This window comes from Lysinibacillus sphaericus (assembly GCF_005217585.1).
Classification (GTDB): Bacteria; Bacillota; Bacilli; order Bacillales_A; family Planococcaceae; genus Lysinibacillus; species Lysinibacillus sphaericus.
The window spans coordinates 46,593-72,971 of the sequence record NZ_SZPT01000007.1 but is presented as its reverse complement, the minus strand read 5'-3'; the positions used below and the strand labels follow the sequence as shown (position 1 = coordinate 72,971).

The 26,379-nt window shown below is 36.1% G+C and carries 28 protein-coding genes and 1 pseudogene; 19 read left to right on the top strand and 10 right to left on the bottom strand.

Going from position 1 to position 26,379, the window contains the following annotated elements:
* Window positions 1-6: 6 nt before the first annotated feature.
* The 5 genes from FC748_RS19505 to FC748_RS19485 all read left to right on the top strand — a co-directional run bounded on the left by FC748_RS19505 (window position 7) and on the right by FC748_RS19485 (window position 5,204).
* A complete protein-coding gene (locus tag FC748_RS19505; RefSeq protein WP_108031077.1) occupies window positions 7-1,503 on the top strand; it encodes a serine hydrolase domain-containing protein in 1,497 nt (498 codons plus the stop codon).
* Between the two features lie 72 nt (window positions 1,504-1,575).
* Window positions 1,576-1,989: a MarR family winged helix-turn-helix transcriptional regulator gene (locus tag FC748_RS19500; protein WP_024364304.1), complete on the top strand. Its 414-nt coding sequence runs from the start codon at window positions 1,576-1,578 to the stop codon at window positions 1,987-1,989.
* Window positions 1,990-2,162: 173 nt separating this feature from the next.
* The gene (locus FC748_RS19495) at window positions 2,163-2,831 is read left to right on the top strand and encodes a hypothetical protein (protein WP_108031078.1); all 669 of its coding nucleotides are present in this window, start codon (window positions 2,163-2,165) and stop codon (window positions 2,829-2,831) included.
* Complete coding sequence (locus FC748_RS19490) at window positions 2,828-3,100, top strand: hypothetical protein (RefSeq protein ID WP_108031079.1); 273 nt, start codon at window positions 2,828-2,830, stop codon at window positions 3,098-3,100. Before FC748_RS19495 ends, FC748_RS19490 begins: the two co-directional genes overlap by 4 nt.
* A 208-nt stretch (window positions 3,101-3,308) precedes the next feature.
* On the top strand, window positions 3,309-5,204 hold the full coding sequence (locus tag FC748_RS19485; protein WP_108031080.1) for a BMQ_0737 family morphogenetic spore coat protein: 1,896 nt from the start codon (window positions 3,309-3,311) through the stop codon (window positions 5,202-5,204).
* A 75-nt stretch (window positions 5,205-5,279) separates the two neighbouring features.
* On the opposite strand, the gene FC748_RS19480 is transcribed toward FC748_RS19485, so the two are convergent.
* Window positions 5,280-6,488 carry an MFS transporter gene (locus tag FC748_RS19480; protein ID WP_108031081.1) on the bottom strand — a complete coding sequence of 403 codons (1,209 nt, stop codon included), beginning with the start codon at window positions 6,486-6,488 and terminating at the stop codon, window positions 5,280-5,282.
* A gap of 214 nt (window positions 6,489-6,702) precedes the next feature.
* Between FC748_RS19480 and FC748_RS19475 the strand changes: the two genes are divergently transcribed.
* From FC748_RS19475 to FC748_RS19455, 5 genes are all read left to right on the top strand, one after another.
* Complete coding sequence (locus FC748_RS19475) at window positions 6,703-7,419, top strand: cytochrome c biogenesis CcdA family protein (RefSeq protein WP_108031082.1); 717 nt, start codon at window positions 6,703-6,705, stop codon at window positions 7,417-7,419.
* 14 nt (window positions 7,420-7,433) lie between these two features.
* The gene (locus tag FC748_RS19470; RefSeq protein ID WP_108031083.1) at window positions 7,434-7,964 is read left to right on the top strand and encodes a redoxin family protein; all 531 of its coding nucleotides are present in this window, start codon (window positions 7,434-7,436) and stop codon (window positions 7,962-7,964) included.
* 18 nt (window positions 7,965-7,982) lie between these two features.
* Entirely contained in the window at window positions 7,983-9,095 is a 1,113-nt protein-coding gene (msrAB, locus tag FC748_RS19465; protein WP_024364311.1) for a bifunctional peptide-methionine (S)-S-oxide reductase MsrA/peptide-methionine (R)-S-oxide reductase MsrB, read from the top strand.
* 258 nt (window positions 9,096-9,353) lie between these two features.
* Entirely contained in the window at window positions 9,354-10,121 is a 768-nt protein-coding gene (locus tag FC748_RS19460) for a response regulator transcription factor (protein WP_108031084.1), read from the top strand.
* A 3-nt stretch (window positions 10,122-10,124) separates the two neighbouring features.
* On the top strand, window positions 10,125-11,858 hold the full coding sequence (locus FC748_RS19455; RefSeq protein ID WP_108031085.1) for a sensor histidine kinase: 1,734 nt from the start codon (window positions 10,125-10,127) through the stop codon (window positions 11,856-11,858).
* A 79-nt stretch (window positions 11,859-11,937) separates the two neighbouring features.
* On the opposite strand, the gene FC748_RS19450 is transcribed toward FC748_RS19455, so the two are convergent.
* Window positions 11,938-12,156 carry a hypothetical protein gene (locus FC748_RS19450; RefSeq protein WP_024364314.1) on the bottom strand — a complete coding sequence of 73 codons (219 nt, stop codon included), beginning with the start codon at window positions 12,154-12,156 and terminating at the stop codon, window positions 11,938-11,940.
* Window positions 12,157-12,320: 164 nt separating this feature from the next.
* Window positions 12,321-12,470 carry a hypothetical protein gene (locus tag FC748_RS19445; protein ID WP_227665392.1) on the bottom strand — a complete coding sequence of 50 codons (150 nt, stop codon included), beginning with the start codon at window positions 12,468-12,470 and terminating at the stop codon, window positions 12,321-12,323.
* A gap of 231 nt (window positions 12,471-12,701) precedes the next feature.
* Here FC748_RS19445 and FC748_RS19440 point away from each other — a divergent pair, with 231 nt between their 5' ends.
* Window positions 12,702-13,193, top strand: a complete 492-nt coding sequence (locus FC748_RS19440; protein WP_024364315.1) for a hypothetical protein — start codon at window positions 12,702-12,704, stop codon at window positions 13,191-13,193.
* 151 nt (window positions 13,194-13,344) lie between these two features.
* Here FC748_RS19440 and helD read toward each other — a convergent pair whose 3' ends face one another.
* On the bottom strand, window positions 13,345-15,669 hold the full coding sequence (helD, locus tag FC748_RS19435) for an RNA polymerase recycling motor HelD (protein ID WP_108031086.1): 2,325 nt from the start codon (window positions 15,667-15,669) through the stop codon (window positions 13,345-13,347).
* Between the two features lie 473 nt (window positions 15,670-16,142).
* Between helD and FC748_RS19430 the strand changes: the two genes are divergently transcribed.
* The 7 genes from FC748_RS19430 to FC748_RS19400 all read left to right on the top strand — a co-directional run bounded on the left by FC748_RS19430 (window position 16,143) and on the right by FC748_RS19400 (window position 19,941).
* The gene (locus FC748_RS19430) at window positions 16,143-16,775 is read left to right on the top strand and encodes a TetR/AcrR family transcriptional regulator (RefSeq protein ID WP_108031087.1); all 633 of its coding nucleotides are present in this window, start codon (window positions 16,143-16,145) and stop codon (window positions 16,773-16,775) included.
* 108 nt (window positions 16,776-16,883) lie between these two features.
* The gene (locus tag FC748_RS19425) at window positions 16,884-17,618 is read left to right on the top strand and encodes a glucose 1-dehydrogenase (RefSeq protein WP_108031088.1); all 735 of its coding nucleotides are present in this window, start codon (window positions 16,884-16,886) and stop codon (window positions 17,616-17,618) included.
* A 152-nt stretch (window positions 17,619-17,770) separates the two neighbouring features.
* On the top strand, window positions 17,771-18,088 hold the full coding sequence (locus FC748_RS19420; RefSeq protein WP_108031089.1) for an MGMT family protein: 318 nt from the start codon (window positions 17,771-17,773) through the stop codon (window positions 18,086-18,088).
* A 407-nt stretch (window positions 18,089-18,495) separates the two neighbouring features.
* Entirely contained in the window at window positions 18,496-18,861 is a 366-nt protein-coding gene (locus FC748_RS19415; RefSeq protein WP_024364320.1) for a DUF2085 domain-containing protein, read from the top strand.
* Between the two features lie 18 nt (window positions 18,862-18,879).
* Window positions 18,880-19,161, top strand: coding sequence for a zinc-ribbon domain-containing protein (locus FC748_RS19410; RefSeq protein ID WP_024364321.1), 282 nt, complete (start codon window positions 18,880-18,882; stop codon window positions 19,159-19,161).
* A gap of 15 nt (window positions 19,162-19,176) precedes the next feature.
* A complete protein-coding gene (locus tag FC748_RS19405) occupies window positions 19,177-19,596 on the top strand; it encodes a zinc ribbon domain-containing protein (protein WP_024364322.1) in 420 nt (139 codons plus the stop codon).
* 18 nt (window positions 19,597-19,614) lie between these two features.
* A complete protein-coding gene (locus tag FC748_RS19400; RefSeq protein ID WP_024364323.1) occupies window positions 19,615-19,941 on the top strand; it encodes a zinc-ribbon domain-containing protein in 327 nt (108 codons plus the stop codon).
* Between the two features lie 151 nt (window positions 19,942-20,092).
* Here FC748_RS19400 and FC748_RS19395 read toward each other — a convergent pair whose 3' ends face one another.
* The 3 genes from FC748_RS19395 to FC748_RS19385 all read right to left on the bottom strand — a co-directional run bounded on the left by FC748_RS19395 (window position 20,093) and on the right by FC748_RS19385 (window position 23,004).
* Window positions 20,093-20,302 carry a TM2 domain-containing protein gene (locus FC748_RS19395; RefSeq protein WP_024364324.1) on the bottom strand — a complete coding sequence of 70 codons (210 nt, stop codon included), beginning with the start codon at window positions 20,300-20,302 and terminating at the stop codon, window positions 20,093-20,095.
* Window positions 20,303-20,561: 259 nt separating this feature from the next.
* The gene (locus tag FC748_RS19390) at window positions 20,562-22,271 is read right to left on the bottom strand and encodes an ABC transporter ATP-binding protein (RefSeq protein ID WP_108031090.1); all 1,710 of its coding nucleotides are present in this window, start codon (window positions 22,269-22,271) and stop codon (window positions 20,562-20,564) included.
* Window positions 22,264-23,004 carry a MerR family transcriptional regulator gene (locus FC748_RS19385; RefSeq protein ID WP_024364325.1) on the bottom strand — a complete coding sequence of 247 codons (741 nt, stop codon included), beginning with the start codon at window positions 23,002-23,004 and terminating at the stop codon, window positions 22,264-22,266. The genes FC748_RS19390 and FC748_RS19385 overlap by 8 nt, the downstream gene beginning before the upstream one ends.
* Window positions 23,005-23,173: 169 nt before the next feature.
* On the opposite strand from FC748_RS19385, the pseudogene FC748_RS19380 reads away from it, so the two are divergent.
* Window positions 23,174-23,840, top strand: a pseudogene (locus tag FC748_RS19380) (uridine kinase family protein).
* A gap of 60 nt (window positions 23,841-23,900) precedes the next feature.
* On the opposite strand, the gene rlmH reads toward FC748_RS19380, so the two are convergent.
* The 3 genes from rlmH to FC748_RS19365 all read right to left on the bottom strand — a co-directional run bounded on the left by rlmH (window position 23,901) and on the right by FC748_RS19365 (window position 26,206).
* Complete coding sequence (gene rlmH, locus FC748_RS19375; RefSeq protein WP_024364328.1) at window positions 23,901-24,380, bottom strand: 23S rRNA (pseudouridine(1915)-N(3))-methyltransferase RlmH; 480 nt, start codon at window positions 24,378-24,380, stop codon at window positions 23,901-23,903.
* Window positions 24,381-24,470: 90 nt separating this feature from the next.
* Window positions 24,471-24,635 (bottom strand): CxxH/CxxC protein, encoded by a 165-nt coding sequence (locus FC748_RS19370; RefSeq protein WP_036205521.1) that lies wholly within the window; start codon window positions 24,633-24,635, stop codon window positions 24,471-24,473.
* Between the two features lie 272 nt (window positions 24,636-24,907).
* Window positions 24,908-26,206: a S1C family serine protease gene (locus FC748_RS19365; protein WP_108031091.1), complete on the bottom strand. Its 1,299-nt coding sequence runs from the start codon at window positions 26,204-26,206 to the stop codon at window positions 24,908-24,910.
* Window positions 26,207-26,379: the final 173 nt, after the last annotated feature.

Sequence of the window (26,379 nt, the reverse complement as noted above, 5' to 3'; positions counted from 1 at the left end):
TACTTTATGTATAAACAACAATCAGCTATTGGGAAAATTATCGTCATCTTCCTGCTCATACTATTCACTATCAATGGTGTTGTATTTGCCACTAGCGATCCTGTCATAGATAAAGATAAAACCTTAGATATTTCTGCTATTGACGCATTTATGACAAAAGAAATTGACCGATTGCACATCCCAGGGGCTTCACTCGCTATCGTTAAGGAAAACCAAGTTGAATATTTGCAAGGTTATGGTGTTTCAAAACCAGATGGGACAAAAATGACACCACAAACACCTATCGTCATCGGCTCCGTCAGTAAATCGTTTACTGCTCTTGCCATCATGCAGCTTGTAGAACAAGGGAAACTCCATTTAGATGATACAGTGTCCTCCATACTACCAACGTTTCAACTTGCTAATAAAGAAGAAGCTAAAAAAATAACCATTCTACACTTGTTAAACCATACAAGCGGTCTCTCTACTTATGATGGCCAATTAGCAATATCCAACGGTGATCAAACATTACAAGAACATGTAAAAACCTTAGCCACTATAAAGTTGGCATCACCTGTAGGTAGCCAATATGAATATTCAAATTTGAATTATAACTTATTAGGTGCAGTCATAGAGGAAGTTACAAATACATCCTATAAAGAATATGTAGAGGAACATATTTTTAAGCCGCTGGCAATGCATAATAGTTATGCAGATCCAAAAGATGATCGCAACAATACTAGCGCTACGGGTTATCAAACTGTATTTGGATTTAAGATGCCTACAAAACAGTTAATCCATCGTGGCACTGTTTCTTCAGGATATCTTCTTTCTAGTGCAGAAGATATGGCAAATTACATGATAGCGCAATTGAATAATGGTCACTTTAACGGGAAAAACATACTATCACCAAACGCAATGAACAAATTACACCACCCTTTTGCATTTATCGGGGATAGTACTTATTATGCCATGGGTTGGGAAGTAAAAAATGCGATTATCTCCCATAATGGCTGGACAGAAAACACCTATTCAAAAGTGTTATTGGACAAGGAATACGGTATTAGTCTCCAAATCAATGCCATGGATTATTTTAATTTAAATGAATATGATGCCATCGTAAATGGACTTCATCAACTTGTCCATCAAGAACAACCCTCATTATCGAATAGTAAGCCCTTTCTAAAATATATACTATTCGATTTACTATTAGCGATCATTATTGCGCTTATTGTTCGGTCTATTTATCGATTGTTTAACCGTAAAAAACCTAAAGTAACAACTTTTCAGCTGGCGTTTCAGTGGTTCTCACTAGCGGTCTTTAACTTGCTACTACCTTCATTTGTTTTAATTGCTTTCCCACAATTATTTGGTCCATTATCTACTGTAACTTTATTTGCTCCTGGAATAGGACATTTGTTATTTATAATACCTGTATCGCTTTTAATAATAGGGCTCATCACGTTAGTTCAATACCTACTGAAGAAACCTATATTCGCTTCAAGGTTACCTGGAAATAATTAATGGTTCACTTCACATAAATTATATATTTACTATATAATTTAATAAGTAAATATTTTAGTGGGCTGTGATCATATGTCAAAAAATAATCCAATGCACGAAGTTGAAAGCATCATGCGCGAAATGCTTGAAATACAGCAAAAATCTATGATGTTTGTGAATCTGCTGTCAGAAGGCGAAACATTATCTCAAAACCAGCTTATCCTTCTTCTTCAGCTAAAAATCAACGGTGGTATGAAGGCAACAGAAATTGCTGATTTCTTTAGTGTAACCCCCGGGGCTGTTACATCCATGTGCGATAAATTGGAGAAGCTTAATTTTGTTCAACGCGTTAGAGAAAGTGAAGATCGACGTGTCGTAAATATGAAGTTAACGACAGAAGGAGAACAAAAAGTACAAGAAATATTTTTAAAACTTCCACAAGAAAAACTAACAGAAATAGCAAATGTATTAACGGATGTAAATCAGTTAATGCAAAAAATTTTTTAAGGATTTCAAACATTGAAATCCTTTTTTTATTGCCCTCATAACGGTATTTATTTTTCACCTATAGACTAGGCAGTTTTTTGTTCTTGACAAAATAGAGCAGCATATAATTTAATTAATATATATTTTAATAATTAAAACATATATTAATTAAATTAAAAGAGGTGATAATTAGCATGACAAATGAACGCATACAAAAACAGCATAGTATTACGCTTACTAGTGGCAAAATTTATGATTTAATGCCCGACTGCGAACAGTTGAATATTCGCGGGGCGGTTGGTGTCCATCAAAAAGTGAACTTAAAGATTATATCCACACATGGACATAGTGTATTTCATTCCCGTGTTATTGCTCGCACTTTAAAAAATACAGGCTCTTGTAATATGAAAGATTATTGTGAAATAGGAGAGTTGACGAATGCGGGGAATGTAACAATCCGCTCTGGGGAAGTTTCGACTATTACGAGTACAGGAAAACTGACAATTGCACAATCCTTACATGCACAGCAGTTTCAGGCAATCGGCTTTGTGAAAGCTCAAGAAATACAGGCATCACATTTTCACTTAAAATTATCTGGTCCAAGTAGCATTACCCAACTCGTTGCAGATGACATCATCATAGAAAAAGATAAGTTCTCACTTTCTCTTCTCAGTAAAAAACTGCATTGTCATTCGATAAAGGGCAAAAATTTACACCTTGCTTACACAATTGCAGAGTTTGTAGACGGTACCGTTATTGAAGTTGGGGACCATTGTACAATACAGAAACTTTATTACACCGAAAGTTATACCATTTCCCCCCTTGCGAAAGTACATCACATCATTAGGAGGGAACAAGGATGAAAATGATTCGTGGATTTTTTTGTTTCTTAGCCCTTATTGTGTTAACCATTCTATACGTAGGACTGGTTGTAAGCGCCATAATATCCATACTTGCTGGTATTTTACGAACTGTAGGCATTGATGAAATCAAAATGAGCATTTGGCAAGGCATTGAACTTCCGATTGCTTTCAGTATCCCTTTTGCACTCGTTATATCTTGCTTGCTGTTCTTTTGCTCGCTTTACATCAAACGTTCGATCACATTTTGTTTTTCAAAACTAAAGTTTTAAAATGGTGCGTTGTGCTCTTAGCAAAGAGGTTCACATCTTTATATCACTACTTGAACCTCTTTTCATTTATTGGAAATGAAATTGGTTTCTAGGCCAATCACCTGTTAACTTACCACAACGTACATATAATAATGGGAGATAGGAGTAATGGAAAAAGGAGCAATTTTATAATGAAAATAAACAAGCTTAAATCCGTTAACAGGGTATTATGGTAAGCGTCTTATGTTGTTTTCTATCAGATGAAAACGGGCGTGAACTGGACCCGTATTTGCCAAAGAGTATAAGCTGTACAGAGTTAACTACTGCAAACGCACGTCCTAAACAATGGTCCGTCTTGCCAAATGGAACAACTATTGACCTTCAACGAGTAGATATTCTTATCACTGGTTATGTAACGATTGTGCTCGATAATGGCCTTAGACATATAGAACCTTTTTCTGTAACAAAACAAATTTTATTATGTGCACCCGAGGGGACGCAAATAACCTGTAGACTGACTGATTTTCACTGTTCCTCTCAGGCAGTTAATGCAAATGGTATGTTCCAAGGTTTATTAATAGCCATCGACCTATGTTTATCAGTTCAGTCTATCCATGACATTGTAGTCACAATGGAAAGTCAGTTTTGTAAACCTCGAAAAGACATATTACTATCAAAATGTTTTTTACCAGATCAACAACCGTCCATTCCATTTAAGCCAAATCTAGAAAAAACAACACAACTGTTTGAAAAGCTCTGCTTGAAAGTCCCACAAGTATATGATTGGGTCATTACACCGATTAGCATTCCACAAATCAATGTTCCCTTTTCCTGTGTATATGAGGTAATGTATGTGGCGGGAAATTGTAATGGTATTAGTATTGGAGATTACATTTGTAAAACATGTACGGGCATATGTGAGGAGACTTTCATTTGTTCTAACCAAAGTTGTACATTATTATTAAGTCTTACTTCATCGAACTGCACATTTTGCCCTGCCGGAGGGCGTTCACTTTCACCTGATTTTGTTTGTACGCCACCTGCAGGGCGTATACTTAACATTAATCAGGGAATCTATTATAACGATTTACAACCAGCAATTGATGGGGCCAATGCTGGGGATAGTCTTATTGTTTTCCCAGGAAATTTTATTGAAACAGCTGATATCACTGTCAATAAACCATTAACAATTTCTGGCCTTTCTGCACAGAATACAGTGATTGAGTTTCCAAATCCACCGGTGGCACAATCAAATCTCAATATTGCCGCAAATAATGTGACAATTAACAATCTTCATTTTCTCAGTCCGACCATTACAAATGCAGATGATGTGTCATTATTGAGAATTGACCATGCTCCTGGCAACACTTTATATGATAATTTAACGTTAAATAATCTTATTATAGAAGGAGGACCAAAGCGTCTTGCAATTATCAATGCCTCCAATATAGCCATCCTCAATTCAACATTTATTCATACTGGTAATCGACATGCCATAGAGCTCAGAAGCGGGACAGGAACAATGAATATTTCCGGCAACACATTTTCAGGTGGACCCGATAGCAGAAACGCTATTATTTTCCAAGTAGATACACCTACAGACACTTTTATTAACGCTTCATTTATTATATTAAATAATACTGTGACCCGTTTTTCACACTTTGTATTATTTAACCTTGCAGCTAACGACACTGTTTCTATTCATGTTTCAAACAATGTTATTGACCAACAAGACCGACCAGGGCCGACCATTACGTTTATTCCTCCTACACAGCCGTACAATTTTTCAACGATTGCACCAATATTGATTGAAAACAATCAAATCACAAATCCTAATCCACCTATTGAAAGTCCAGATCCATTTTCTGTATCAAGTAACCTTTCTGTTTATGTAGACTATACTTATACACTCGGGCTTCCAACATCCATTCCAGCCAATGGCCAAATACAAGTCTATAACAATATATTTAATGTGGCCTTACCTTGGGGATTAGTAGTACCACCAAATATTTATGACGTCGTTTTTCCGAATGATCCAGTTGGCTATAATATGACTGATGCCCCAGGAACGATGTCATTAAATGCTTTTGCTTTAATGGGCAATGTGTCAACGCCAATTCCATAACCGCTATGACAAAGAAGGACCTTTCACTATAGTTGATGGGTCCTACCGTTATTTCGCAGTCTATAATAAATATAGTCAATTTGTTTTTTTGATTTGCAGTGCCTGCTTATTTGTTGCAATATGGATAGCCATGTATATAGCAAATACCAGACCAATTGCACCAAAAATAACAGCTACAAGCTGTAGAGAAAACCAATCTGCCATTACGCCTAAACTAAATGTAAGTACTATTTGAATAACACTTTGAACAAGGCTGACAGCGCTACCGAATCTCCCCATTAAATGTGGTGGAATGTTTTTTTGGTAGACCGTATCATATCCCGTATTGCTAAATGCCATAAAAACACCTAACGTGATAAAGCAACCTGTTGCAAACCAAATATTGCTGGACGCATAGAACAAGGTATAGGATAACATCGTACATGTTAGTCCAACTCCTATATAGGTAGTGATTGAAAATTTCTGTACTAAAGCCATTGCCAATAAACCACCAACAATAGCCCCTACCCCTGCAACACTGACAAGTACACCATACAAACTATCAGAAGCTGATAAAACTTTTTTGATAAACGTCATTTCTTGCGAGTCTAATGCAAAAGCAACCATGAGTGCAATTTGATAGGCAATAAAAAATTTTAAAAATTGCCTTTGTTGTTGTATAAAAGTCCAAACGATTTTAAAGTCAGTTATCATTACTCGAATTGTAAGGACTCCCCGCTTCTCTTTCACTTCCTCCTCTAAGTTCGGTAAACGGGCAATCACCCATGCACAAACAAAAAATGTCACACTGTTTACCCACATCGCAATATTAATATCAAAAGAGGCAATAAGCACACCCGCGATGGCCGGGCCTAACATAAAAGAACCTGAATTGAATGTACCTAACAGGGCATTAAAACGTTGCTTATCTGCATCGTGCACGTATTTGGCAATATAATATGTACTGCTTGGTCCAAAGAAACTACTAGCGACATTCGCTAAAAATAATAAGCCGTAGACAAGCCAGATGGATGTCATAAAGGGCATTAAGAAAACAATTAGTCCACGTAAAACATCCATCGCAATCATAATGTTTCTTTTATTTGACCGATCAATAATGGAACCTGCCACAAAATTTGTAAGGATGCGGGCAATAGGACCAACAATAAAGATACCTGCTACTGCTGTTGCTGAATACGTTAAATGCCAAACCATTAAGTTTAAAGCAACGAGATAAATCCAATTTCCTAAATAAGAAAAGCCAAATCCCCCTAATAATAAGCCATAGCTTCGAAAAATCTTCATAGCAACCCCTCCCCCTACCTTATTTTACCAAAAACTTGAAAAATAATAGTGTATTCGTTTAATACCTTCTTACCCTAAACGCACAAAATTCACTAACTTTACACACTTAATGTTTTTACAAGATGATTTCTAAGAGTTTCATAAAATCATTCTATGTTGCTTTGCATTCACTTTTCTTACTATAAAACTATACAAGAAAGGTGGTGCTTCGATCATGGACGGACAGCTTTTATTCAGTACTGTTTTTATTGCGGGAATTCTTTCTTTCCTCTCCCCCTGCATTGTCCCTTTACTACCGGTTTATTTTTCAGTTTTGTCAACGAATGAAAGTGGAACTGCTATGCAACATGGCTTCTCTATCGGTAAATGGCATGTAAATACACATTTACTATTTAAAACGATTATTTTTGTTGTCGGTCTTTCAACAAGCTTTGTGATTTTAGGATTTGGCGCCGGTTTTCTTGGTTCGGTCATTAATACAGACTGGTTTATCGTCGTCTGTGGGGCAGTAGTCGTTTTGCTCGGTCTACATCAAATTGGCTTCATTAAATTAGCCGTGCTTCATAAAGAAACAAAAGTACAACTAACACGGAGTAATAAACGTGACTTACTCGGCACCTATCTTTTGGGTCTAACATTTAGTATGGGTTGGACACCTTGTATCGGACCAATTTTAGGAGCAGTGTTAGGCTTATCAGCAAGTGAGGGGCAAGCTACTTATGGGGCGCTGATGATGTTTTTCTATGCACTTGGATTACTAATTCCCTTTTTAGTTCTTGCACTTTTTTCCGATTTCCTTTTACGTCATGTTACAAAAATCAATAAGCATACAAAGAAAATTAAAATTGCCGGTGGTATCATGATTATTTTCATGGGAATTGTTTTAATGACAAATAATTTAAACCTATTATTAACATTCATTCCACAATAGAAAGGAGATTTAGTATGAATCATTTAAAACATCTTGTTATTTTGTTCGTAGCAGTCCTTTTTTTAGGGGCATGTTCTGCAGATTCCAAAAATACAGCTACTACTGCAGCGGCTAGTAACGAGGGCATTGTGGCCCCCTCCTTTAACTTAGTTGATGTTAAAGGTGATCGTTATAATCTTGCTGACTACAAGGGTAAAAAAGTGTACGTAAAGTTTTGGGCTTCTTGGTGCTCTATTTGTTTAGCTGGCTTAGAAGAACTAAATACATTGGCTGGTGAGGAACAGGATTTTGTTGTCTTAAGCATCGTTTCGCCGAACTTTAATAATGAAAAAGACAGTGATGCATTTATTAAATGGTTTAATGGGGTTGAAAACACTCCAAATATTAAAGTGCTATTAGATGAAGATGGCGCCATTGCAAAACAATACAATGTGCGAGCATATCCAACGTCTTCCTATATTGGATCTGATGGCAAACTAATTCAAACGCTCCCCGGCCATGTAGGCAATCCACAAATTATTGAGAAATTTAAAAGTATCCAATAATAAAGGGAGGAATCTCTAATGAAGATAAAATTATTTGGCGTATTAGTAAGTATCTTACTACTTTTATCTGCATGCTCAGCGGACACTTCTCTGTTAGCAAGTAATGCAAGTACAGCACAAGCACAATCTAAATATCCACCAAACCCTAACGTCAATGTCAGTTTTGATACAAATAATTTAAAAGATATTTGGCTTGCAGGTGGTTGCTTCTGGGGTGTAGAACATTATATGGCGCGTGTTTATGGTGTCTATGATGCCGTATCTGGTTATGCAAATGGCAACACAGAAAACCCAACCTACGAAGACGTCATTTGGAAAAATACTGGCCATGCAGAAACAGTTCATGTGCGCTATGACCCTGAACGTGTTAATTTAGAAAAACTATTAGCACATTTCTTTCAAATAATTGACCCAACTTTACTCAATCAGCAAGGAAATGACCGTGGTACCCAATATCGTACAGGTATTTATTATAAAGATGAAGCCGATAAAGCGATTATTGACAAAGTAATAGCAAAAGAACAAGAACGCTATGATAAGCCTATTGTTACCGAGGTGGAACCACTTGTTAACTTTACAATTGCAGAAGAGTACCACCAAGATTATCTTGAAAAAAATCCAGATGGCTATTGTCATGTAAAGTTTGATTCTTTGGAAAATCAAGAAATACCATCACTCATTGATCCTGCACGATATCCAAAGCCAAGCGACGATGAAATTAAAAAAATATTAACAAAAGAACAATATCGAGTAACACAAGGCAATGGTACAGAAATGGCTTACTCCAATGAATACTGGGATAATTATGATCCAGGCATTTATGTTGATATTGTTACGGGGGAGCCCCTTTTTTCATCAGCGGACAAATATGATTCGATGTGCGGTTGGCCAAGCTTTACAAAACCAATTGACCCAGCAGTAGTGCTTGAATATGAAGATACAAGTTATAATATGATTAGAACTGAAGTGAGAAGTCGCAGTGGTGATAGCCACTTAGGGCATGTATTTAATGACGGGCCTAAAGATCGTGGCGGCTTACGTTATTGCATCAATAGTGCTGCCATTAAGTTTATTCCACAAGCCGAAATGGAAGCAGCAGGTTACGGATACTTAGTACATCTCACAAAATAATGACGGTGCCAGTCACTCAAACAATTCTGAAACAATTTATGTCGATCCACTAAAATTTACGCAGACTCCTTTTAGCAATGTACAGAACATAAGCCGCAACAGGCTCGCGCGGTTAGCGACGAATGTTGCGGCTTCCGACGTGCCCGCAGAAAGTACAGTGGATTTTGCGCATAAGCAGTGCCATTTGCATCTATGCTTGTTTAGTTGTCAATGAAGGAATAGCTCCTATTTTATGAATGTTTTTAAAGAGGTGATGTCATGTATACATTATTGGTCGTCGATGACGAAGCTATTATCATTAAAGGAATTCGCTCATTTGTTAATTTCGAGGAGCTTTCTATTTCAACGGTATTCGAAGCTTCAAATGGTGAAACCGCACTTGAAATTTTCAAAAAACATAGCCCTGACCTTATACTAGCTGACATCAATATGCCGAAAATGAACGGTCTTGATTTTGCCACTGCGGCAAAGGCACTAAAACCAGATGTCAAAATTGCTATTATTACAGGCTATGACTATTTTGATTATGCTGTAACAGCATTAAAGGCTGGCATTGATGACTATGTTCTAAAACCAGTCTCTAAAAAAGACATTCAAGAAACATTAAAAAATCTGATTGAAAAACTGCAAGCAACACAAAGCCAGCATGAAATATCGAAGCTTGTCGAAGGAATATTAAACGATACAAAAGTACATGATGATACTGGTTATAAAGCAAAAATCCAAAAGGAAATTGACCGCAATATTGCCAATGTCAATTTTTCTTTAAGCTACTTAGCAAAACAACTGGCACTAAGTAATTCTTATTTGAGTAGCTTGTTTAAAAGCCTGTACGGCAAAAACTTTCAAGATTATATGCTCTCTACTCGCTTAGACCGAGCGAAAATTTTTTTACTTAGCACTGATATGAAAGTATATGAAGTAGCAGCAGCTGTCGGCTTTGACGACCCTAATTATTTCAGTGCCACATTTAAAAGGAAATTTGATGTTTCTCCGAATCAGTTTAGAGAAAAAATGAGGGAATAGTAAATGAAGAAGTCCAATATGCTGAAAACTTTACGCATGCAAATTGCCCTTCACTATTTAAAAGCAAGTGGTGTTATTTTGTTATTAATGGGCGGCATTTTATATTATAGTATTTCCTCCGTTGTATTGAGTGAAGCAACCTCTAGTACGAAAACAGCAGTAGAAAAGAGCGGTATGTATATTGACCTTTATATTGAGCGTCTAAAAGCGGTCTCTGCTTTACTTGCTGAAAACCCTCAGCTTGTATCCTATTTTTCAACTACAGAGCGTGATCCCGCTATGAAGCAAAATTTACTGTCGATGATTCGGACAACGATGACAACCGATCCATTTATTCAATCGGTCGTTATTGTGAGCAAAGATGGGCAAGTACTTTCCAATGAAAAAGGTTTAATTATGAGTATGTCGAGCAATATGATGAAGGAACAATGGTATATGGCGGCTGTTAATAACGGTAGCAAACCCGTTTTAACCTCTGCACGGATGCAGCACTTTTCAATGGATAAAGACAACTGGGTTATTTCGATTAGTCGCGAAATAAAAAATAATGAAGGTCAAAATATTGGCGTATTGCTTATCGATATCCAGTATAAAGTGATTGAGGACTTTTTAGCTAATTTAGATTTAGGGAAGAATGGCTTTTCTTTCATTATCAATAATCAAGGCGAAGTCGTTTATCACAGGGATACAGCGTATTTTGCAGACTCCATGAAACAACAACAATTACAGCAAATAATCGCCAATCAAGCAGGCTATGATAAAGAAAAAAATACGTTAACGCACACCTATAAGTTAATGAATGCAGACTGGACGTTTGTTGGTGTCTCTTCGCAAGATGGATTGTTAATGATTAAAAGGCAATTGCTCGAAATCTTTCTGTTAGTAGGAACTGTTCTCTTTATTATTGCTGCTGTTAGTGTTGCATTATTCGCTGGACGCATTACGAAACCATTCCAACGTTTAGAAAAAGCTATGCAAACTATCGAATACGGCTTAAAAGAGGTGCCTATTGATGCAAAAGGATGCTATGAGGCACAAAGTTTAGCAAAACATTTCAATAGTATGATTGTCCAAATTGAAAAATTAATGCAAGAAATTACTGAAAAAGAGAAGCACTTAAGAGCCACAGAAATTAGTGCGCTCCACAGTCAAATTAATCCGCATTTCTTATACAATACATTAGATACAATTGTTTGGATGGCTGAGTTTAATGATAGTGAGAAAGTGATAGAAATGACAAAAGCACTCGCTCAATTTTTCCGACTTTCACTAAGTGGTGGAAATGAACTGACAACCGTAGAAAATGAATTAGATCATGTTCGTCAATATTTATTTATTCAAAAAGAACGGTATGGGGAGAAGTTAAATTACACGATTGTCTGTGAACCAGCCATACGCAATGTACAAATGCCTAAAATTCTTTTACAGCCCATCGTAGAAAATGCTTTATATCATGGAATTCGAAGTTCTTCTCATATTGGTCATATTCATATTAGTGCAAAACTCACTGGTAGTGATGTAGAACTTAGTGTCCAAGACAACGGACAAGGCTTCGACGTTAATCAATTAAACAAGGAGCCAACTGAAAAGCGCACAAAACTAGGAGGCGTTGGCATTAAAAATGTTGATCAGCGCATTAAACTCTATTATGGCACTGACTATGGCATAACGATTGATTCGAGTATCGGCATAGGAACAACCATCTCTATTAAAATTCCATCAACAATAAAATCATGAACGCATTCTTTTAAAAAGGACTAAGGCATTGACGCCTTAGTCCTTTAACTCAATGTATTGAATAGTTGTCAAATACAAACTAGTGCCATGCAGTCCGCTCGCTTACGGGTTGTCGAGCGGCATTTTTCCCTTGTGCTTCAGGAAAGTTATTTGCTTGTGCTACAGCCCCATCAAAATCAAATTCAGAGCCAAACTCTCCTTGATAGAGCTTTTTACCATTTTGATTAACTTCTTGTTTTTTCGCACTAAACTTGTCCTTAGCTTTTGCATTGTTACGATTTGTGTTTATATTTGACATAGCCATCCTCCATTGATTTTTATTGAAAAGGAATCGAACTACGCGATTACTTTTCATCTTAAAGTTTGGCCAGTCTGATGGACTTTTATTTATACATGAATTCATTTATGCAAAAAAGCACAGTCTGTACTTTTGCTTGTCTAGACGTTTAATAAAACTTGTATTTACAACAAGTTAGCTAAAAAGTCTTGAACAGTTTTAGGTAACATTTGAAAGAATAGTCCTTCATATTTAATATCGAGCAGACCCGCAATAATAATAAGAATAACGATGAATGCTAAAAAGGGTTTCTTATTTTTAGAAATCCAATTCAAAAGGCTCCCCTCCTTAGAAAAATTACGTTTTAGTTCTAGATAAGTATATAGTGATTTAAGTAAAAAATATATTATTGCTTTGTATTAAAAATAAAGCTACATATTTTTAGTCACCCCAAATAGGCTTGTTACATAGATTACAATGACCCTGTACGAAGGGATGTTGAATTGAATGCAGGGCGTGAAGTTGTCTTCAGTAATTGCTTACACTTTTTTAAGAAAGGAATGGCTATGGTCAATTTTAAATTTTTTCAAGGAATCGTTTCACAAATAAATGATTTTGCTGTCGGACAGAATGGGGGAAGTGAAGGTTGTTATACTTTAATGACTGTAGAAGACGGTGCTGGTGGCATCGTTAATTTTGTTATTTCACCTTCTACTTACTTTGTAAATCAAGAAGTTGTGAGCCGTGGGGATCGCATTGTTGGGTATTATGATGGGAATGCACCTGCCCCAATGATTTATCCTCCACAATACCAAGCACTAATCGTTGCCAAAGAAAACAGCTATCAAAATGTAAAAGTCGACTTTTTTAATTCGCAATTGTTGAGTAGTGATGGGCAATTACAATTAAATGTTGCTCCCTACACGCCCATTTTACTTAAAAATGGGCAACCTTTTTCAAAAAGCCCTGCAAATCGCACCCTTATTGTTGTCTATGGCCCTACGACAAGAAGCATTCCCGCCCAAACGACACCGCATGAAATAATTGTTTGGTGTTAAGCTATTACACAGCAAATTGAATAATGATGAAATCCCCTATTCCATAAAAATCCACGCCCTTTCCGCAGGCACAACGTAAGCCGCAACTTACAATTGTTGCGGCTTACATCCTGTGCGTCTTGCAAGGCAAATTGTTTGAGTGACTGGCACCTCAATTTTCCTGTATAGCATTGCGTAAAAGTGGGCTCGGTTCCCCTACGCTATATAGTTGCAAATAATGCATAGCTCTCGTGCAGGCAGTGTAGAAAACTCTACGTAAACTGTCATCACCATATATGTGCTCAGATGCATCGTAGATGATAACCGCTTCAAATTCGATTCCTTTGGATAAATAAGATGGAATAATGACAACACCTTGTTCGTACTCCGGTGAGCCATATTTTATAAGCTTCACATCCTCAATATCGGACAAAGCTTCAAATGCATGTTTGCTTTCCTCAGCAGTTTTGCAGATAATGGCAATACTGTTATAACCGTCTTGTCGCAAAGCTGCGACTTTCGTTGTAATAGCACGATGTAAAGCTGCACGATCCGATAATTGCGTTAGCACAGGTAATGCGCCATCTCGTTCAAACGGCATAATGCGTTCGCCATTCGGCACTAGTTTACGTGTAAACTCGATAATCGGTTTTGTCGAGCGATAACTACGCGTCATCGTAATAACTTCTGTTTCATCAGGTCCATATAGGCTACTCAGCATATTAAAATCAATTATTTCGCTAGCATGTGCAAAGATAGCCTGATTAAAATCACCTAGCACCGTCATCCTCGCAAAAGGAAATAAGCGTTTTAAAAACTCGAATTGAAATGGCGAATAGTCCTGCGCCTCATCCACAAGAATATGCTTGATTGCGCTATTCGTTTGAAAACCTTGAATCAATTCTTTCATCAATAAAAAAGGAGTAGCATCTTCGTAATATAATTTATCTTCATCTAACATCTCTCGCGTTGCTTGGCAAATAGCCTCCCACTCTACTGGTGTTTCACCATCTACCCACTGTGTTATTTGCTCAGGTTCAATAAACAACTGCTTGTAGATTTCCTTAATGTCGATAAATTGTAACGCACGAATTCGTTTCCGCAATGTCTTCAGCTTCTTAGATACAATCAATCGCGCAAGTTTATGAGGCTCCATCTCATAATCGGCTATCGTCTCTCTGGCAAAGCCTTGCTTTTTAGCTAAATAAACGCGTGCCTTATGGTATTCTTCATTACTAAGCAATTCAATTTCTTCTTGCACCCACTCCTTTTTCCATTCAACTTTTTCGGTTTCTTTCACTTTCTTTAAAATCCATTCTGTTAATTTTTCCAGTCGATTATGGAAATTAAGTGACGTGTCGTTACGATAAAATTGTTCACCAATTTGTTGTGCGGTAAGTATCGGTTGTCCTCTGAAGTGAATGTCTTTGAATATCATACCGTTAAACTCCAGCGACTTTCTGTATGCTTTAATAACTTCAAAAAAGCGAGTAGATGCTTTGAAGCGGATGTTCGCTACTCTTATACTATGAGCAGGCGTATGGGCTTCAGTTAAGACATATTCCAATTGTTCATACGGATTTTCAACCTCGAACTCTTTACTTAGTCGGTGATGTAGGTACTCCTGAAACGTTACTTGCTGCATATTTTCTTCGCCCAGTTCAGGCAATACATTAGAGACATAGCTGTTAAACATAGCATTAGGTGAAAATAATATAATTTGATCGGCATTCAGTCTGTCGCGGTATTTATAAAGCAAATAAGCAATGCGTTGTAAAGCTGCTGAAGTTTTCCCACTGCCAGCTGCTCCATGTACAATAAGCAACCTGCCTTGATCATGGCGGATAATTCGGTTTTGCTCCTGTTGAATCGTTGCTACTATACTTTGCATATGCTTGTTTGTACCTTGCCCTAGCACTTGCTGTAAAATTTCATCCCCAATTGTCAAACTTGTATCAAACATGGATTGAAGTACCCCTTCACGAATTAGGTATTGCCACTTTTTCTCTAATTCCCCGTAAATAATGCCTTCCGGTGTCGTGTACTGGGCAGGGCCTGGCATGTAATCATAGTAAACACTCGAAATAGGTGATCTCCAATCGTAAATAAGGAAATCCTCCCCGCTTTTATCCATAAGCGATGAAATACCAATATAGACTTGTTCTTTCACCGACATACCTTCTTCTAAAAAATCAATTCGACCGAAGTAAGGCACTTTCTGCATCCGACGCAGTGTAGACAATCTTTTAGAAGCATGTTTGTGTGTGCTTTGACTGACAGACAGTGCTTGCGTTTCTTGTCTTAAGCCGATAATCGTCTCAAGGTAATCATCAAAGGTATCCATATTGACCTTAATTTCGTCCCAAAAATGTTTGCGAATATTTACTACTTCATTCTTACGCTGTAAAGTTTCTTTCTCTAACTTACTCAGTTGCTCTGAAATAGTCTCCATAACAATGTCCAAACGTTGTTGCTCTTGCTGAAACTCCGACTTCATCGCATTCACTCCTTAAAAATTAAAGTATATGGGTTGACTTATGAAAAACAATGCTCTATAATTAAAATAGAGATATTATACACTTTTAAATAAGAAAGTGCCTATCTATATAAATCTAACACATGCTCACATTTTTATCAATGGATTGAGCATTTTTTCTATTATTATAAATTGATATCCCAAACACTTCTAAGATGCCACTTAGAGGTGTTTTTTATTTAGAAAAAAGCACCTCTCTAAAAATTTAGAACGGTACTTTCTATTTTGGTAACTCATGCATTAATTACTTACTTTTTTATTTTTGGGTACAAACCACACTACAATAAATGCTATGAGCGCTATTACAAACATAAAGAAATAAGTAGAATTAGCTACTATTGCATACTAGTTAATGGTTTCCTGCAATGCGAACATAAGTGATAGCAAGTAAACATGATACAATTAATGTAAGAAGAACAGTTGGAGTGACGAAAATGAGTAAACGAGAACAACAAAAACTACAACGTCGCCAAAATATTATCCAAATTGCCAAGGATTTATTTTTAGAGCAAGGCGTTCAAAACATACAGATGCAAGACGTGGCAGATGCCGCTGGGGTTGGGATTGCAACAATATTTCGGTACTTCCCTAAAAAAGAGTATTTAGTTATCGCTGCTTCCAATTCTATTACAAATGAAATGGCGACAGATATAGGACAAATTGTCGAGCAGACGATTAGGGCTTTTGAAAAAATCGAGCAAATTTTAGATTATTATATAAGCGGCTCAAAGGACCCACAGCTACGTTTAGCAAAGTTTTTTGAGTCCTTTGATTTATATGAAAAAATGGCTGCTGAATCAACGGAGCAATATGCGGAATACTTATTTGCACGAAGCAAATTAGCTACTATCTTATTAGCATTAGCTGAGCAAGGCAAGAAAGATGGCTCATTAAGAACAGACATTGATTTAGATGTTTTTATTATAACGATGGTGCAGAATTTCAGTTTATTTACATTTAAATCAAGCCTAACAACCCATGATACGAACCTCTCTACATTCCTTTCAGCGGACAAGCAGCTCACGATGATAAAGGATGTATTTTTAACCTATATTCGACCACAATAATTGGGTAGTCGTTTGAATTGACATTCCAACTAGAAAGTTGTTAACTAGGAAGTATAAAGTGATAGTCAACTATCACATTTTAAAAATGAGGTTTAGGGGGCTTTTTATATGAGTCGTTTATCAGGTAAAGTAGCAATCATTACAGGCGCTGCACAAGGTATGGGTGCTGCACATGCTAAATTATTCGTAGAGCAAGGTGCAAAAGTTATTTTAACAGATTTAAATGAAGAAAAAGGCCATGCATTCGCTACTGAATTAGGTGAAAATGCAATTTTCGTTAAACAAAATGTTACTTCTGAAGAAGATTGGGCTACAGTCATTGCAAAAGCGGAAGAAGCATTTGGTCCAGTAAACGTATTAGTTAACAACGCCGGCATTACGATGGCGAAAAATATGCTTGATATGACATTAGAAGAATATCGACGCATTGTAGATATTAACCAAGTATCTGTATTTTTAGGTATGAAAGCTGTGGCAGCTTCAATGATGAAAGCTGGTGGCGGTTCAATAGTCAATATTTCTTCAATGAACGGTTTAGTTGCTGGTGCTGTAGGATATACAGATACAAAATTTGCAGTACGTGGTATGACAAAAGCAGCCGCAATCAATCTAGCTCCAATGGGCATTCGCGTAAACTCAGTGCACCCAGGCGTAATCGCAACGCCAATGGTTGTACAAGAAGATACAAAAGCAGCAGTAGAAGAATTCTCTAAACACATTCCATTAAAACGTGTAGCAGAACCAGAAGAAGTATCGAATATGGTACTATTTTTAGCTTCTGATGAATCTAGCTATTCAACAGGCTCAGAATTCATTATCGACGGCGGATTAACTGCACAATAATAAGTGATCCACAACTGAAAAAGTGTTAGATTGACTGCGTCAATCTAACACTTTTTTTGTTAATTGTAATGCCTACGTTTAGTATTATTGAGAAGATGCTATAGTTAAAGCATAATTAGTATTAATATCTTTTACTATAGGGGCTGAATAATATGCAACCATTTACTAAAAATGTAATAGCTGTCTTAAAAAATATACCGAGCGGTAAAGTTATGACTTATAGCCAAGTTGCAGCATGTGCTGGCAGTCCTAGAGGAGCCAGACAGGTGGTAAGAATATTACATACAATGAGTGAAAAATATAATCTTCCTTGGCATCGTATTGTAAACATCAAAGGAGAAATTACCTTTAAAAATGCAGCCCATCAAAAGGAATTATTAGAAAGCGAAGGGATAATTTTCACAGATTCTCTTACACTCAACCTAGAGGACTATCAATATAAAATCGGTCCTATGGATTTTGATTTCTGAACTAACTTTATGAATCGGTCCAATCATCCATCTACTAGTTCAAATGGTAAATCCCTTGTCTCCTTGTGAAGGGGTATTTGAATTACCTAAAAGCAACTGTTGCCATTCCTTCCTTATTAAAACCCCATGGTAAATTACCATTTTTATGTACAAAAAACACTTCATTTCAACCATATATTTTAAATAACAACCTTTTAACATGTCTCCCTCAATTTACAGCTCTAAATCAAATGGCATATTACACTTCAGATTAGCTAAAAACTTCATTCAAACATCTATATTTTCGCAAAAAGTTACTATGTATAATTTTACCTTACATTACAATAAAACTAAAATTATGTATTGTATTCACTAGTTTCCATTTTTGTTATATACTATACGCTAGAATAATAAAGGAGCTTACAAATATGGCAAAAAATATTAATTTTTTATTGCAAGTTTTTTTCTTTTGCCATCAAAGACCAGACCGCTCATTCCATTTTAAAGGTAAAAAGTTCCCTTTATGTGCAAGATGTACTGGGATGGCTGTAGGATATCTCTTATCCATCATGTTAGTGATACTTTTAGGTTTAATAGATTTGCGGATTATCATATTACTAATTTTACCAATGGCTATTGATGGTTTTGGACAATTATTTGGTAAATGGACAAGTACTAATAATAGACGGTTCCTTACTGGATTATCGGGTGGTATCGGTATTATATATATTTTCTACATTATGGGTTACCAATTTTTTTTATTGGGTCAAAATGTTGGAAGGAATTTACAATGAATTATTGGAGGTACTATTATGTTTTGTAGAAACTGTGGCGAACAAATTTCAGAGCACGCCGAAATTTGTATTCACTGTGGTGTCCGAGTAAAAAATGCAGTTGGGGATGACAAACCAAACTGGGGTATTAACATCATTACACTTTGCTGTGTACCACTTGTTGGATTAATTATGTATTTTATTTGGAAAAATGAAAAACCAGTTGCGGCTAAATCCGCTTTAATATTCTTCTTCATTAGCATAGGAGTTATCGTATTATTCTATATCGTAATGTTCATTATTGGACTAGCAAGTCAATAGCACGAGGGCATAGTTATGTATTGTACTCACTGTAGTGAACCTATTGCTGCGTTAACGGAAATTTGCACGAAATGTGGTGTACGGCCTTACGTCACTAAAAACTTCTGTCACTCATGTGGCTCTAAGGTAGATTGTAATCAAGCCATGTGTATTGCTTGCGGCTCTATGCTAAAAGAAATTAAAAAAACGCAAGCTGCAGAATCTTATCATCCAGCGATTATAGGGATTTTAAGCTTTTTCCTCGTTGGATTAGGACAAATAATAATGGGACAAATTTTTAAAGGGTTAGTTATGTTAGTCGTTTCTTTTATATTAACATTGATAACCTTAGGATTATCTTCTTTTATTATTACACCTATTAACGTGATCGATGCTGTCCTGATTGCAAATAAAAAACGACAAGGGAAGCAAGTTGGCAAATGGGAATTTTTTTAATATGTAGGGGGTTTTACAATGTTTTGTCCTAATTGTGGTTCTAGCATTGATGACAATGCCGAAATTTGTATACATTGCGGTGTTAACGTATTAACATTTCACAAACAAAAGACTGTAGCAAAAGAAGATGCACCAAATATTTGGATTAATGTACTCAGCTTATGCTGTTTCCCTCTACTTGGTTTTATTATCTATTTTGCATGGAAAGATACACAGCCAAAAGCAGCAAAATCAGCTTTAATATTCGCGGTAATTGGTCTAGCTATTTCAATTATTGTAGCGATTATTTCATTTGTAATAGGCTTTGCAACTGAAATGATGAATGATAGCTATTATTACTATTAATTACAATAGAACACTAACTGTATGAAACAATTAAGAAGGGTAGACATTGAAAAGTCTCCCTTCTTTTAATGTATTGCTATAAATAAAAGCAACAAGCGTAAAATGTATGTACAAACTCATTGTTTTTTATTCACTATTGTACTTCTTATGTTTAATTTGATTTAACAAGGTTGCCGTCTTTATCAGTAAATTTACCAACGATAATTATAATTAAGTCTACTAGTGTCCAAATACCTAAACCGCCTAATGTAATAAACATTAGTATCCCTGTACCTATTTTGCCTACATAAAAACGGTGAACACCTAAACTACCTAAAAAGAAGCAAAGTAATATTGTTGCTACAAAACTTTTGTCTGACATGAAAATACCTCCGATAATTTTATAAATACTATAAGTTCCCACCAAATAATTATATTACATATTAAGGTTTTTTTAACATTTTTTTCTTATACCTTTTTCCGCATTTTTATAATTATATTCTAGTTATTCAGTAACTAGAATATGCTATATAAGTTCCAGTCAGACAGGTATTTTTTACTTAATATACCTATTAACGCCTTATAACATAAAAAAAGACATATTCATTTTTCTTTGAATATGTCTTACGAAGAGCAATCTTTTACTGTGTCATTAGTTTAATTAGCTGTTTATAATACGTATGATGTTCTTGAAGTTCCTCATGTTTTCCTGAACCCGTAATAAGGCCATCCTCAAACACTAAAATTTGATCGGCATGTACAATTGTAGATAAACGGTGTGCAATAATAACGGTTGTACGTCCCTTCATAACATACTCTATTGCCTTTTGTACCGCTCGCTCTGAGTCATTATCAAGGTTAGATGTTGCTTCATCTAATAATAGGATGGCTGGATTTCGGAATAATGCACGTGCGATTGCTATCCGTTGTCTTTGTCCCCCTGATAATTTAATTCCCCCTTCGCCTACTTCTGTATCTAATCCTCTTTCAAACTGTTGAACAAACTCCCATGCGTAGGCATTTTTTAATGCCTCTATAATATCTGTTTCTAAAACATCACTTTTTCCATATGTTACATTATCGCGAATTGTGCCATTCATAAGTGGAGCTTCTTGCGAAACATATCCAAATAAGCTACGCCACTCCTTTAAATGGATTTGTTCAATTGGCTGTTCTCCAAATCGAATAGTACCCTCTGTAACATGATAAAATTGTTCTATTAATGAAAACATTGTCGTTTTCCCTCCGCCACTGGCACTAACCAATGCGGTTGTTTTACCAGCTGGAATCGTAAAAGAAATACCTTTTAAAATTGGATTATCATTGTATTGAAACACAACATTTTCAAAAGTAATTGACTCATTGGAAGACACAATAGCATTTTTTCCATGTCCTTCAATTGGTTCATTTAAAATTTCTTGTAATCGTTCTGTCGCACCCATTGCCTTTTGCAGCGAAGTGAAAAATGTTGCCATTTGTGTAAATGGAATAATGATTTGAACAAGGTAAATAATGATCGCTACAAGTTCACCTGCAGTAATCGCACCTGTTGCTACTTTTGCGCCGCCATAGCCGAATAATAAAATGAGTACCACCATCATAATAAACGTCATAATGGGTGATAACACGGCTAAAATTTTTGATTCTTTTAATCCAAATTGATACAAATGTTGGATTTTTTCTTCTCCATTTAGCTGCTCATAATTTTCTGTTTGCGACGTTTTCACGAGTCGTATATTCGTTAATACACGCCCCAACTGTCCTGTAAAACTAGCAAGCTCATCTTGATTTGCCCTCGCGATTTTATGAATACGTTGTCCCAGAGGCAAGGTCAATAAAATGGCTACCGGCACTGATATTAGCATCAATAATGTCATTTTCCAATCAATGATGATTAATATGATTACCGCACCAACGATGGCAAATAAGCCCGAAATAAAACTAATTAAATGATCTGTAATAAGTTCCTTAATAACATTCGTATCTTGCGTAATTCTGCTCATGGTTTCCCCAGATTCATGTGCATCAAAGTAAGGAATACGTAACCGTAAAACATGCGCCCATACCTTCATACGCAAATTAGCCACAATTCTTTCCCCAAGCTTACGCATCATATAAAACGTTACACCACTAAGTACAGCCTGGAAAATAAGAAATACACCTACTAATAAAATGGACTGCCATGAGAAACCAATCGTTGAAAAATCATTAATCATTCTCATCGTAAATAATGGCACAGTCAATCCAATAAGTGTTTCAACAATACTCAGTAAAAGAGTGCCTATCGTCAGTTTCTTTGATAATCGATTGCTATTCACAAGCTGCCAAATGCCTCGTACTGAATTATTCATCAGCTTCCCCCCTATACACTCCTAGTCGTTCAGCCTGCGAAATAAACCATTCTTCCTCTTCCTTTGTAAAAGGTGTAGGGAATAACCAATCATTAAGCTCAATATCTTCATATTCCTTTAATACTTCGACTAAATCTTCTACCATATCTTGTGGAATTAATGATAATAGCTGCTCCATTAGTGCTTTTAAAGAATCATCTTGAATCGGTTGGATATATGCCTGCTTCAATTGATTAGCTAAAGCCATGTATTTTCGATTAAATTCAATCATGTTTATTCCGGAAAAGTCGTATAGTCGCTCGATTAACTCATCAGGTAACTTACCTCGCCAATAGTCTCGTTGCTCATCCTCTTTGAGTAAGTTAAATATCATCGTTAAAAAAATGGATGTATCAATGGCTTCTTTTTGTTTTCCTATGTTAATCGCCTGATCCAAGCTCGTAATTACCCGATCGATTTGATTTCGCTTCTTCTCTAATTGGCGTTTTTGAAACATTAAAGATTCGATTAACTGCTGTTCCCCGTTCTGTAAAATATCATCTATCTCCTCCAAAGAATAATCTAAATATTTTAATGTGACGATTTTTTGAAGGGTCTCTATGTTACCATCATTATAATAACGATGCCCCGATTCTGAAATATAGCATGGTTCTATCAATCCCTTTTCACTATAAAATCGTAAAGCCCGTACCGTTAGCCCTGTCTTCTTTGCAAATTGCCCAATTGAATACATATTTTCAGCTCCCTTTCCTCCAGTATAAAATCTATCGTTACGTCAGTTGCAACTACTTTCCTCAATAAATAAAAAAGAACACCCATTTCGTGTTCTTTAGTGAATGACAATCTATATTATAATTATTAGCAATGTTGACCGAGAAATAAAATTGAAGAGGGGATAGATGATGAACAATTTAATTCAACAAATTAAAGCATGGGTTCTTAATTCTGATGAGAAACTCATTCTTGGTATTTCTGGTCATGGAGCTGCTGGAAAAACTACCTTCGCTCACCTATTAATGGAGGAGTTAAAGACAGATGTTAACTTTCTTAATACAGACCCCTATATAGTAGATTCAGCAATTCGAAAATATGCTGATATTGATTCCATATAAAGAAATTTCATATCGTTCTAAAATGACTGCCTGCCATCCTGCAGCACATAATATCTCCTCTTTAGAAAGAGATATTTGTATGATAAAAAACAATATGGATTTGTTAACGATAGATACACATTATTCACCTAGCGAAATTTTATCTTCACAAAACCAGTTAACAATTGTAGAAGGTATGTGCGTTGCATTTACTAATCCAAAATTATTTGACCTTCTCATATATTTTTATACTGATGGTGATACAGAATTCGAAAGAAGAGCCGTAAGAGATATAGAGGAAAGAGGTATGGCTATCGATTATTTAAAGCAATCTCACAATAATCGCCGTATGCAATACGAAATCTTTATGCATCCATACAGTCAAAATTTCGATGTCATTATCAAAAGTACTAAAACCGAGCCAACGATTATTGAGAAAAATACATTTGATGTTAAAGTCATTGAACCTACTATTTAAATAAAGCCAGCTAAAACGTTGAAAACAAACGTTTTAACTGGCATTTTTTTAAAACAGCACTTACTTATGATAAGGCTCTCCCTTAATAATGCGAAAGCTTCGGTAAATTTGCTCAATCAAGACTAGCTTCATTAGCTGATGTGGTAATGTCATCTTGCCGAATGATTGTTTTTCGTCGGCACGTTTGAGGACGTCGTCGTGTAGGCCGAGTGAACCGCCTATGACGAAGGCAATTTTACTTTTTCCATACGTCATCAAGGACTCGATATCGGCTGCCATTTCTTCAGATGTTTTCATTTTGCCGTTAATGGCAAGGGCGATCACGTATGTATCTGGGCTTAGTTTTGCAAGGATCCGTTCGCCTTCTTTTTTCTTCACAATTTCCATTTCTGCCTCGCTTAATTGCTCCGGTGCTTTTTCATCAGGCACTTCCGTTAACTCCATTTTGGCATAGCCACCAAGGCGTTTTACGTATTCGTCGATCCCCATTTTTAAGTACTTTTCTTTTAGTTTTCCGACTGATACAATTGTTATATTCACACGTTATCCACCTTTACATTTCATTTACAAACAAATTATCCACAAAAGTTATCAACATATCCACAAGTACTTTCTATATATTGTGTAAAGTTATTTACTTGATACAATATATTCTGCTGGCTGTTCGCAGTAACTACATTTTGTGGATAACTTTTTTTCCTTTTCTACTTTATCCATAATTGGGAATACTTTTTGCTCCGCAACAAACATGTCTAAAGCGTGATCTATATGCTTTTCGCAACTGAATTTTTCCATTTTTTCATGTCTCCTTATTTTCCGAAATTTCCACAAACTTATGCACAATTCGGTCTATGTTATCCACAACCTATTGTAACAAAGGAATAGCAAGTAGGAAAGAAAGGCTTTCTCTCGCTACTTGCTGTGTAAAGTAATTATGCACAAATTTCTAGTTATCCACATCTATATTTGTAAATTCTCTTAGTAAAATACATCTTGCGGATTAATTTTTTAAATTAAAAATCGGTAGTAGATTTTACATCTACCACCGATTAGCTTAGATTAGCTTATTACAATGAATCGCTATTTGTTAATGTTAGTGTTAATTCCACTAACTTACCTTCGCGGTATACTTTCATTGTTAATGTATCACCAATTTTTTTGTCGTTGTACAAATGCTTACGTAAATCAATCGAAGTTTCGATTTTTTTACCGTCCATTTCAACAATTACATCATATTGTTTCACGCCTGCTTTTGAAGCTGGTGAGTTAGCGATAACATCTGTAATGACAACACCTGTTGTAATTTCTTTAGGTAATTTTAATGTTTGTTGTTGGTAGTACGCTGGTACGTCTGTTAAATCGACTAATGAAATCCCCATCGTTGGACGTTTCATTTCTCCATTTTTCTCTAATTCCTGAATAATTGGAATCGCTGAGTTGATTGGAATTGAGAAGCCCAGACCTTCCACTGACGATTCGGAAATTTTCATGGAGTTGATGCCGATTAATTCACCAGCTAAGTTCACTAGTGCACCACCACTATTACCAGGGTTAATAGCAGCATCTGTTTGTAACACTTCTTGTTGCCAATCCGCAACTTTGTCGCCATTTAAATCGACTGGTACTGAACGGTCTTTACCTGAAACAACACCTGTTGTTACAGAGCCATAAAATTCTAAACCTAGTGGATTCCCGATTGCAATCACTGTTTCACCTTGTTTTAGTACATCTGAGTTACCAAATGTCGCCACTGTTTTAACATCTTTTGCACTGATTGAAATAACAGCTAAGTCTGTCCAAACATCGCTACCGACTAATTGTGCCTCTTCTTTTGAGCCGTCTTGCATTGTTACTTCTAACTGTTTTGCGCCTTCAATAACGTGATTATTTGTGACGATAAAGGCTGTATCACCTTCTACTTTATAAATAACACCTGAGCCGCTTCCTGTTTCTTTATCTTGGGTTGTTTGCTGATTCCAAAAACCGCCACTTGCCACTTCTTGAATATTGGTAATACCTACAACAGCACCTGATGCTTTTTCTACAGCACCTGTAACATCAGTTGTTACTTCTGTTGCAACCTGATTGATGGTTGGCTCATTTTTACCAGAACTACTTGTTGTTGTCCCCGGCATCTGATTGACAAGCCCAGGAAGCATTAGCCACACGAGTAATGCACCGATAATAACCCCTATTAGACCACTAAAGAAATAGCCACCTTTTCCTCCGCCGCCGTCTTTCTTTTTAGAACGCTTCGCTTGCATTTCTTTTTCCTCACGTTCCAATCTCTCCTGTAGAGGGGATTTTTGGATTTCATCATTATTTAGAAAATCACTGTTTTTGTCATCATCATTTAAATAACTCATGTTCCTCATCCTTTCGTACAACTTCTATCTATTAATTCTTGCCTTTATCATACGATTCAAACATTAAAATTACATGAAAAATAAATAAAATGGACATAAAAAATAGCTGTTCAATGCATTAACTATAAAATGTCATTGAACAGCTTTTCTTTTTTATATGAACGCTTGAACCT

Excerpts from the sequence above, each read along its gene's own strand:
- FC748_RS19505 (WP_108031077.1), top strand. The coding sequence starts at position 7 with ATGTATAAACAACAATCAGCTATTGGGAAAATTATCGTCATCTTCCTG.
- FC748_RS19500 (WP_024364304.1), top strand. The coding sequence starts at position 1,576 with ATGTCAAAAAATAATCCAATGCACGAAGTTGAAAGCATCATGCGCGAA.
- FC748_RS19495 (WP_108031078.1), top strand. The coding sequence starts at position 2,163 with ATGACAAATGAACGCATACAAAAACAGCATAGTATTACGCTTACTAGT.
- FC748_RS19490 (WP_108031079.1), top strand. The coding sequence starts at position 2,828 with ATGAAAATGATTCGTGGATTTTTTTGTTTCTTAGCCCTTATTGTGTTA.
- FC748_RS19485 (WP_108031080.1), top strand. The coding sequence starts at position 3,309 with ATGGTAAGCGTCTTATGTTGTTTTCTATCAGATGAAAACGGGCGTGAA.
- FC748_RS19480 (WP_108031081.1), bottom strand. The coding sequence starts at position 6,488 with ATGAAGATTTTTCGAAGCTATGGCTTATTATTAGGGGGATTTGGCTTT.
- FC748_RS19475 (WP_108031082.1), top strand. The coding sequence starts at position 6,703 with ATGGACGGACAGCTTTTATTCAGTACTGTTTTTATTGCGGGAATTCTT.
- FC748_RS19470 (WP_108031083.1), top strand. The coding sequence starts at position 7,434 with ATGAATCATTTAAAACATCTTGTTATTTTGTTCGTAGCAGTCCTTTTT.
- msrAB (WP_024364311.1), top strand. The coding sequence starts at position 7,983 with ATGAAGATAAAATTATTTGGCGTATTAGTAAGTATCTTACTACTTTTA.
- FC748_RS19460 (WP_108031084.1), top strand. The coding sequence starts at position 9,354 with ATGTATACATTATTGGTCGTCGATGACGAAGCTATTATCATTAAAGGA.
- FC748_RS19455 (WP_108031085.1), top strand. The coding sequence starts at position 10,125 with ATGAAGAAGTCCAATATGCTGAAAACTTTACGCATGCAAATTGCCCTT.
- FC748_RS19450 (WP_024364314.1), bottom strand. The coding sequence starts at position 12,156 with ATGTCAAATATAAACACAAATCGTAACAATGCAAAAGCTAAGGACAAG.
- FC748_RS19440 (WP_024364315.1), top strand. The coding sequence starts at position 12,702 with ATGGTCAATTTTAAATTTTTTCAAGGAATCGTTTCACAAATAAATGAT.
- helD (WP_108031086.1), bottom strand. The coding sequence starts at position 15,669 with ATGAAGTCGGAGTTTCAGCAAGAGCAACAACGTTTGGACATTGTTATG.
- FC748_RS19430 (WP_108031087.1), top strand. The coding sequence starts at position 16,143 with ATGAGTAAACGAGAACAACAAAAACTACAACGTCGCCAAAATATTATC.
- FC748_RS19425 (WP_108031088.1), top strand. The coding sequence starts at position 16,884 with ATGAGTCGTTTATCAGGTAAAGTAGCAATCATTACAGGCGCTGCACAA.
- FC748_RS19420 (WP_108031089.1), top strand. The coding sequence starts at position 17,771 with ATGCAACCATTTACTAAAAATGTAATAGCTGTCTTAAAAAATATACCG.
- FC748_RS19415 (WP_024364320.1), top strand. The coding sequence starts at position 18,496 with ATGGCAAAAAATATTAATTTTTTATTGCAAGTTTTTTTCTTTTGCCAT.
- FC748_RS19410 (WP_024364321.1), top strand. The coding sequence starts at position 18,880 with ATGTTTTGTAGAAACTGTGGCGAACAAATTTCAGAGCACGCCGAAATT.
- FC748_RS19405 (WP_024364322.1), top strand. The coding sequence starts at position 19,177 with ATGTATTGTACTCACTGTAGTGAACCTATTGCTGCGTTAACGGAAATT.
- FC748_RS19400 (WP_024364323.1), top strand. The coding sequence starts at position 19,615 with ATGTTTTGTCCTAATTGTGGTTCTAGCATTGATGACAATGCCGAAATT.
- FC748_RS19395 (WP_024364324.1), bottom strand. The coding sequence starts at position 20,302 with ATGTCAGACAAAAGTTTTGTAGCAACAATATTACTTTGCTTCTTTTTA.
- FC748_RS19390 (WP_108031090.1), bottom strand. The coding sequence starts at position 22,271 with ATGAATAATTCAGTACGAGGCATTTGGCAGCTTGTGAATAGCAATCGA.
- FC748_RS19385 (WP_024364325.1), bottom strand. The coding sequence starts at position 23,004 with ATGTATTCAATTGGGCAATTTGCAAAGAAGACAGGGCTAACGGTACGG.
- FC748_RS19370 (WP_036205521.1), bottom strand. The coding sequence starts at position 24,635 with ATGGAAAAATTCAGTTGCGAAAAGCATATAGATCACGCTTTAGACATG.
- FC748_RS19365 (WP_108031091.1), bottom strand. The coding sequence starts at position 26,206 with ATGAGTTATTTAAATGATGATGACAAAAACAGTGATTTTCTAAATAAT.